The sequence below is a fragment of the Mesorhizobium sp. M7A.F.Ca.US.006.04.2.1 genome (assembly GCF_004022915.1).
GTDB lineage: Bacteria > Pseudomonadota > Alphaproteobacteria > Rhizobiales > Rhizobiaceae > Mesorhizobium > Mesorhizobium ciceri.
This window is the reverse complement of record NZ_RZQA01000551.1, coordinates 1-4,367: the sequence shown is the minus strand read 5'-3', so window position 1 is coordinate 4,367 and position 4,367 is coordinate 1. Positions and strand designations below refer to the sequence as shown.

The window sequence follows — 4,367 nt, the reverse complement described above, 5'->3', positions numbered from 1 at the left end:
GCGATGTCCAGCGTGGCGCCTATGCCGCCGCCGGCGGCCAGCCCGGCCATGCAGCGGCCTGGGAGGACCAGGCTGTCAATGAAGCGACCGGCGACTTCTATCGGGATACGCGCGCGACGCTGGAGGGTGCATGGGTGCGGCCGCGCCACGACGGCTACATGACTTTCCAGCAAGCAGCATCCGAACGCATCCTTTCCGGCATGACCTCCCGGCATCAAGCCCGACAGGTTGTTGCCGATCTCAATCGCCTGTTTCGGGAGAGTTCCCCGGTGCAGGTGTCCGGCGCTGCCGGTGGAGGAGCCTGAACCAAACCGAACGGAGGAGAACGAGATGACAGGAATGATCCGCGGCCTGCTGGCCGCAACCGCGCTTGCCTCGCTTGCAACGACCGCCTTTGCGCAGGATGTGCAAGGCGTCATCGGCGGGCTGCCGACCGAACTCAAGGCGCAATATGACGGCGCGCCGCAGAAGGTGCTGCCTTCGGCCTGGGACAATTTCACAGCGCCGCCTAAACCGTGGAAATGGTGCCACTCGGAATCCTACCAGGGCAATCCGTGGCGGGTCACGGTGACCAAGGAATTGAAGCGTCTCGTCGACGGGCTGATCGGCGACGGAACGGTGTCCAGCTTCGAGGTGTCTGATTCCAACAACGACGCCAGCCAGCAGATCAACCAGATCCGCGCCTTCATCGACAAGAAGTGCTCGATCATCACCTCGATCCCGGGCTCGGCGACGGCACTCGATGATGCGATCGACGCTGCCGCCAAAGCCGGCATTCCGTTCATCACCGCTGCCGGTTCGGTGACCAGCCCGAACGCCATCAATGTCGATTCCAACTATGCGCGCTGGGGCTACGACATGATGGCGGCGATCGGCAAGGCGCAGCCGGACGGCGCCAGCATCCTTCTGGTCGAAGGCATCGCCGGACACCCGATCGTGGTGCAGGAGCGCCAGGGCGCGGACAAGGCGCTGACTGAAAATCCGAAGCTGAAGATCTCGCGCAATGTCAATGGCAACTGGACAGCCAACGTCACCAAGACCGTGGTGCTGCAGGCGATCGCCACCAACCCGGCGCCGATCGATGCAGTGTGGACGACAGGCAGCGAAAGCCGCGTCGTCGCCGAAGCCTTCGCAGAAGCCGGCCGGCCCGCACCATTGATCACCGGCTCGATCACCGGCGATGCGCTGGGCTACTGGAAGGCCAACCCCGACAAGTACCGCTTCGAAGGCCATGCGGTGCTGCCGCACTGGACCGCGCAGACGCTGTTCCGCGTCGGCGAGCGCATGCTCGACGGGCAGAAGCCGAAGCTGAACACGCTGCTGATCCCGATCCCGCCTGTCCACACCGCCGATCTCGGTGCCTGGTACAAGGACTGCATGACGACGGACGCCGTGTCTATCTTCCCGATCCCGCCGAAAGATCCGATGCCGGAGGAATGGCTCGACGCCTATTTCTCGAACCCGGCGCCAACCAAGGGCTGGGACTATTCGAAGGTGCCCGATGCCTGTGCAAAGTGACGCCTGCTAATCTCTCAACAGGCCGGCTCCTTTCGGGGAGCCGGCCTGCCAGCATCGAAATGCGACATGCTTGAAGTCAAAACCATATCCAAACGCTATGGCGAGACGATCGCGCTCGCGGACGCATCGATCGCGTTTCGGGCGGGAACCATCCACACCATCCTGGGCGAGAACGGTTCGGGCAAGAGCACGATGGTCAAGCTGTTGTCCGGCATCGTCCAGCCGGACAGCGGCGCGATCCTCCTGCACGGCAAGCCGTTCTCGGGCGCCAACCCCTCGGCCTTCCAGGCGCAAGGCTTCGCCACGGTGTTCCAGGAGGTGCTGATCGCGCCGGATCGCAGCGTGACCGACAACATCCTGCTCGGCCTCGACGGGCTGGTCCGGCGCGCTGTGCCCCGCAACGAGCGCCGTGACCGGGCGAAAGCTGCGCTTAAGCGCTTCGCGGTCACCGACGTCCCTCTCGACATGCCAGCCGGCCTGCTGCCGCTCGCCGCGCAGCAATTGGTCGTCCTTGCTCGCGCGATCGTGCGCAACCCAAAGATCCTGATCCTCGACGAGGTCACCGCCGCGCTCGACTTCGCCGATCGCGAATCCGTTTTTTCGTTGATGCGTGCGCTTGCCGGCGAGGGCTGCCTGATCCTGTTCATCACCCACCGCATGGACGAGGTGATGTCGCTTTCGGATCGCATCTCGATCCTGCGGGGCGGCAGCGTGGTGCGCACCGAAGAGCGCGGCGCTTCGACGCCGGCTGAGCTTCTCAAGACAATGGCGCCACGTACCGCCGCGGAGCTTGCGCATGGCTGATCGCACCGCTCTCGAATTTGGTGGTCTTGCCGTTCGCGAACTCGTCATCGCGCCCGGCGCCAGCCCGATCACGCAGGCAATCGCTCCGGGTGAGATCGTCGGGCTTGCCGGCCTCGATGGTCATGGCCAGGAGCTGTTTCTCAAGATGCTTGCTGGCCTGGAACCGCCGCATGGCGGCTCGATTGAACTCGGTGCATCGGATGCGTCCCGCAAGATCACCGGGTTTCGCAAGGCTGTCGCCAGCGGCATCGCCTATTTGCCGCGCGACCGACGCGCCAACGGCATTTTCCCGACGCAGTCGGTGCTCGACAACTTCGCCGTTTCGACTCTGTCGCGCGACACACGGCTCGGCCTGATCAGCCCGGCGGCGCGCAAGGCGCGCTACGACATCTACCGCGAAAAACTGTCAATCGCCGCACCCCGGCCCGATGCGCCGATCACCACTTTGTCGGGCGGCAACCAGCAGAAGGTGCTGCTGGCGCGGGCCTTGGCGCTGGAGCCCGCGATCCTGCTCCTCAACGATCCGACGCGTGGCGTCGACGTGGCGACGCGGCATGTTCTCTACGACGTGTTTCGCGGGCTGGCGGCCGACGGCATGGGGCTCGTCATCCTGTCCAGCGAAATCGAGGAGATTCTTCTCCTGTGCCAGCGCGTGCTGGTGTTCCGTGAGAATGAAGTCGCGGCCGAGATCGCCGGCAACGCCCTCACCACCGACGGCGTGATATCAGCCATGTTCGGACGTGCGGCATGAGCCCTGTTGCGCGCCTCCTGTCCCTTGGGCGAAATTTCGGCTTCGCCGTCGTGCTGCTGGTCGTGCTGCTTGCGGTCAATCTCATCCTCAGCCCGGGACGATTCCAGCCGGGTTCCTGGGGGGCGCTGGTCGGATTGGCGGCGCCCTTGATCGGTGCTGCCATCGCCTCCACGCCTGTCATCCTCGCCGGGCGTGGCGGAATCGACATCTCGGTCGGGCCATTGATGGGCTTTGTCAACGCTTTGACGATCCAGGTGCTGTTCCTCGGCACCGGCATCTCGTCGCCCTTGGTGCTCGTTCCGGCGGCGTTGCTCGTCGGCGCGCTGGTGGGCGCGGCGAACGGCTTCCTGGCGACAATCGTGCGCATTCAGCCGATCGTCGCCACGCTCGGCACCTATCTGATCCTGACCGGCGTGACGCTGACAATCCTGCCGGCGCCGATCGGCCCAGCGCCGGCCTGGCTCAAGGCACTGTCCGGCCCGCTGTCGATGCTGCCGCTGGCGGCGATGCTCGTCGCCTGGTGGCTGGTGCGGCGCACGCCATACTACGACCAGCTTATGGCGGTCGGCAGCGACGACCGCGCCGCCTACACCGCCGGTGTCGATGTCACGCGCGTGCGCTTCATCGCCTATGTCATGACCGGCATCCTCGGCGGATGCGCCGGGCTGATGCTGACCGCGCTGATCGGCTCGGCTGATCCCAATATCGGGCCGACCTACACACTGATCGCCATCGCCGCCGTAGCACTTGGCGGCGTCAGCCTGGCCGGCGGCCGTGGTGGCGTGGCGGGTGCCGCCATCGGTGCCATCGACATCTTCCTGCTGCAGAGCGTGCTGACGACGTTCAACGTCTCGACCTTCGTGCTGCAGATCGCCTACGGCGCGATCCTGGTGCTGGCGGTGATGCTGACAGCGCTGCAGGAACGTCTTGCCATGGGGAGACGCTGACATGGTTTTGCGCCAAAACCTCTTCGCGACAACCAACGCCCGCGTCGTCGGCGCCTTCTGCGTCGCCGCCCTTCTGCACCTTGCCGGCACAATTCTCATTCCCGGCTACTCGGCGCCGTTTGCGATACGTGCCATGCTGGTGCTCGCCTCGCTGCTCGCCGTGGCCTCGATTGGCCAGACGCTGGTCGTCATCATGGGCGGCATTGACCTTTCGATCCCCTTCGTCATCGGCTTTGCCAATGTCGTGGCGGCGCAGCTTTATGGCGATGGCTGGAACTTTTTTCTCGTCTGCGGCCTGGTCGGCGCGCTGGCGCTCGTCATCGGCGGGCTGAAAGGGCTGATCTCGC

The 4,367-nt window shown here is 65.0% G+C and carries 4 protein-coding genes and 2 pseudogenes; all 6 read left to right on the top strand.

All coding sequences use genetic code 11. From position 1 onward, the window contains the following. A pseudogene (locus EN925_RS24955) lies at positions 1-305 on the top strand (carbohydrate ABC transporter substrate-binding protein); the annotation flags it as partial. 25 nt (positions 306-330) lie between these two features. Next, entirely contained in the window at positions 331-1,518 is a 1,188-nt protein-coding gene (locus EN925_RS24950; RefSeq protein WP_127368786.1) for an ABC transporter substrate-binding protein, read from the top strand. Positions 1,519-1,584: 66 nt separating this feature from the next. After that, positions 1,585-2,322, top strand: a complete 738-nt coding sequence (locus EN925_RS24945; protein WP_013533018.1) for an ATP-binding cassette domain-containing protein — start codon at positions 1,585-1,587, stop codon at positions 2,320-2,322. Further along, positions 2,315-3,073 (top strand): ATP-binding cassette domain-containing protein, encoded by a 759-nt coding sequence (locus EN925_RS24940; RefSeq protein WP_013533019.1) that lies wholly within the window; start codon positions 2,315-2,317, stop codon positions 3,071-3,073. Before EN925_RS24945 ends, EN925_RS24940 begins: the two co-directional genes overlap by 8 nt. Continuing rightward, positions 3,070-4,020: an ABC transporter permease gene (locus EN925_RS24935; RefSeq protein ID WP_127385072.1), complete on the top strand. Its 951-nt coding sequence runs from the start codon at positions 3,070-3,072 to the stop codon at positions 4,018-4,020. Before EN925_RS24940 ends, EN925_RS24935 begins: the two co-directional genes overlap by 4 nt. A 1-nt stretch (position 4,021) precedes the next feature. Continuing rightward, a pseudogene (locus EN925_RS24930) lies at positions 4,022-4,367 on the top strand (ABC transporter permease); the annotation flags it as partial.